Origin of the sequence: Oryzihumus sp., assembly GCF_036391795.1 — a bacterium.
GTDB lineage: Bacteria > Actinomycetota > Actinomycetes > Actinomycetales > Dermatophilaceae > Oryzihumus.
On sequence record NZ_DASVZH010000241.1, the window covers coordinates 1 to 2,851 of the forward strand.

4 protein-coding genes are annotated in these 2,851 nt (G+C 74.5%); all 4 read left to right on the top strand.

Annotated elements, in window-relative coordinates:
• Positions 1–207 (top strand): RNA polymerase sigma factor (locus VF825_RS14975; RefSeq protein WP_331114711.1); only part of this gene is annotated, 207 nt, incomplete at its 5' end.
• Positions 204–788, top strand: a complete 585-nt coding sequence (locus VF825_RS14980) for a methylated-DNA--[protein]-cysteine S-methyltransferase (protein ID WP_331114713.1) — start codon at positions 204–206, stop codon at positions 786–788. The genes VF825_RS14975 and VF825_RS14980, both read left to right, overlap by 4 nt.
• 21 nt (positions 789–809) lie before the next feature.
• The gene (locus tag VF825_RS14985) at positions 810–1,871 is read left to right on the top strand and encodes an enoyl-CoA hydratase/isomerase family protein (RefSeq protein WP_331114715.1); all 1,062 of its coding nucleotides are present in this window, start codon (positions 810–812) and stop codon (positions 1,869–1,871) included.
• A gap of 10 nt (positions 1,872–1,881) precedes the next feature.
• On the top strand, positions 1,882–2,679 hold the full coding sequence (locus VF825_RS14990) for a GNAT family N-acetyltransferase (RefSeq protein ID WP_331114717.1): 798 nt from the start codon (positions 1,882–1,884) through the stop codon (positions 2,677–2,679).
• Positions 2,680–2,851: the final 172 nt, after the last annotated feature.

The following is a 2,851-nucleotide window of genomic DNA, read 5'->3' on the forward strand; positions in this document are numbered from 1 at the left end:
GCGCCGGCCGCCGACGCCGGGCGGCCCGACGAGGTGCTCTGGTCCCAGGTCGCCCGGCTGCCGGAGCGGCAGCGTCACGCGGTCGTCCTCAAGTACGTGGCCGACCTGGACCACCCGGCCATCGCCCGGGCGCTGGACACCACGCCGACGATGAGCCGGCGCCTGGTCAGCGACGGGCTGGCCAACCTCAGGAAGGTGATCGCATGAGCCACGACCTCGAGACCGGCCTGGCCGCCTTCGAGCCGTCCGGGCTGACCCCGCCGGTTTTGCCCGAGTCGGACGTCTCCTACGTGGTCGAGGACACCGTGATCGGCCGGATGCTGTTGGCCCGCAACGCCTCCGGCGCCATGGTCGCCTCGGCGTTCCTGGGTCCCCGCGGCTCCGAGGACGACTGGCTGGAGCGGCTGTCCCGCACGATCTCCCCGCGGGTGCTGCGCCAGCCCCGAGCCCTGGACGAGGCCCGGCGGGAGCTGGAGACCTACCTGTCCGGGCAGCGGCGCGCGTTCGACCTGCCCGTCGACCTGGCCCTGGCCACGCCGTTCCAGCGCACCGTGCTCGGCCGCCTCGGCGAGGCGGTCCACTACGGCGAGCGGACGACGTACGGGGACCTGGCGCGCCGCATCGACCGGCCCAGCGCCTCCCGCGCGGTCGGCGCGGCCCTGGGCGCGAACCCGCTGTGCGTCGTCCTCCCCTGCCATCGGGTGGTCGCCTCCTCGGGTGCGCTGACCGGGTATGCCGGTGGGCTGGCTGCCAAGGAGTACCTCCTGGCCCTGGAGGCCCGGGGCTGAGCCCGTGCGAGGATCGCCGGCATGAGCGTGGAGACCGACGTGGACTTCCGGCCCGGGCCGGTGGCGACCGACGAGGTCCTGTTCGCCCGTCAGGGGCCGCTGGGCCGCATCCGGCTCAACCGCCCCCGCGCGATCAACGCCCTGACCCAGGGCATGGTCGCGTCGATGCAGGCACAGCTGGAGCTGTGGGCGGGTGACGACGCGGTGACCGCCGTGGCGCTGGAGGGCGCCGGCGAGCGGGGCCTGTGCGCGGGCGGCGACGTGCGGGCGCTGCGCGCGGCGATCCTGTCCGGGGAAGGCGACCCGGTGGCGTTCTGGCACGACGAGTACGTCCTGGACGCCGCGATCGCGAGGTTTCCCAAGCCCTTCGTGGCGTTGATGGACGGGATCGTCATGGGCGGCGGCCTGGGCCTGTCGGCCTGGGGGTCGCTGCGTGTGGTCACCGAGCGGTCGCGGGTCGCCATGCCGGAGACGGCGATCGGCTTCTTCCCGGACGTGGGCATGCTCTACCTGCTGGCCCGCGCGCCGGGCGAGCTCGGCACCCACCTGGCGATGACTGGCGCGACGGTGGGCGGCCCGGACGCGGTGCACGTCGGGCTCGCGGACGTGGTGCTCGAGAGCCCCCGACTCCCGGCGCTGGTGCACGAGCTCGCCGACGGGCGCCTCCCCGAGCCGTGGGAGCTGCGTGACGACCGCGTCCCGCCCCCGGCCCTGGCCTCCGAGCGGGAATGGATCGACGAGTGCTACGCCGGGGACGATGCGGCGGTCATCCTCGAACGGCTGCGCGAGGACCCGGCACCGGCCGCTCGCGAGGCGGCGGAGGTCATCGCCTCGCGGTCCCCGTTGTCGGTCGCGGTGACCCTGGAGGCGCTCCGCCGGGCGGCTCGGCTCGACACCCCCGAGGACGTGTTCGCCCAGGACCTCGCCCTGGGGCGCGCCTTCCTCGGCGGCTCAGACTTCGTCGAGGGGGTGCGCGCCGTGCTCGTCGACCGCGACCACGACCCCCGGTGGACGCACGCGAGCCTGGCCGACGTGCCCCCGGACGCAGTTCTGCGGATGTTCGCCGCGGCGCCGCAGCCCTAGGCTCGCTCGGATGGAGATCACCTCACTCGGCTACCGCACGGACCTCGCCCTGCTGCGCCTCGGTGGCACGGAGGTGGAGGACCACGGCGACCACCTCGTCGTCCGCAGCCCGCACAACCCGGCGCACTGGTGGGGCAACTTCCTGCTGCTGTACGGCGTCCCGCCGCAGCCGCAGTCGGAGCTGTGGATCGACCGGTTCCACGCCCGGTTCCCGGAGGCCGAGCACATCGCCGTCGGCTTCGACGGCACGACGGGCACGGTCGAGGACCTGGCCGGTTTCGCGCAGGCGGGGCTGTCGGTCGAGGCGCAGACCGTGATGACCGCGAACAGCGTCCACGAGCCGCCCCGCCCCAACCGCGAGGCGACCTACCGGCAGCTGACCTCGGACGAGGACTGGAAGGCGAGCGTGCAGCTGCGGGTCGACTGCAACGACCAGGACGTCGACCCCGGCTACTTCCATCGCTTCGCCGAGGCCAAGGCGGCCACCAACCGCGCCCTCGTGGAGGCGGGCCACGGAGGGTGGTTCGGCGCGTTCGTCGACGGTCGCCTGGTCGCGCAGATGGGCCTGTATGCCGCGAGCCCGGGCCTGGCGCGGTTCCAGTCCGTCGAGACGCACCCCGACTTCCGCGGCCGGGGGCTGGCCGGGACCCTCGTGCACCACGTCAGCGGCTACGGGTTCGACGAGCTCGGCGCCCACACCCTGGTGATGGTGGCCGACCCGGAGTACCTCGCGATCCAGGTCTACCGCTCGGTCGGGTTCACCGACACCGAGCGACAGCTGCAGGCCGAGCGTCCGCCCGCCCGCTGAGCGGGCGGGCGGGGTCACGCCGGGACGGTCAGCGCCGGCCGGCGCGCGTGCCGGCGGAGAAGGCCGCGGCACCACCGGTGGAGGAGCTGCTGTAGGCGACGGTGCTGCCGCCGGTCGCGCGCTTCGGCGCCCCGCCGGAACGGCCGGAACCGTTGCCGTTGCCGCGCTTCGG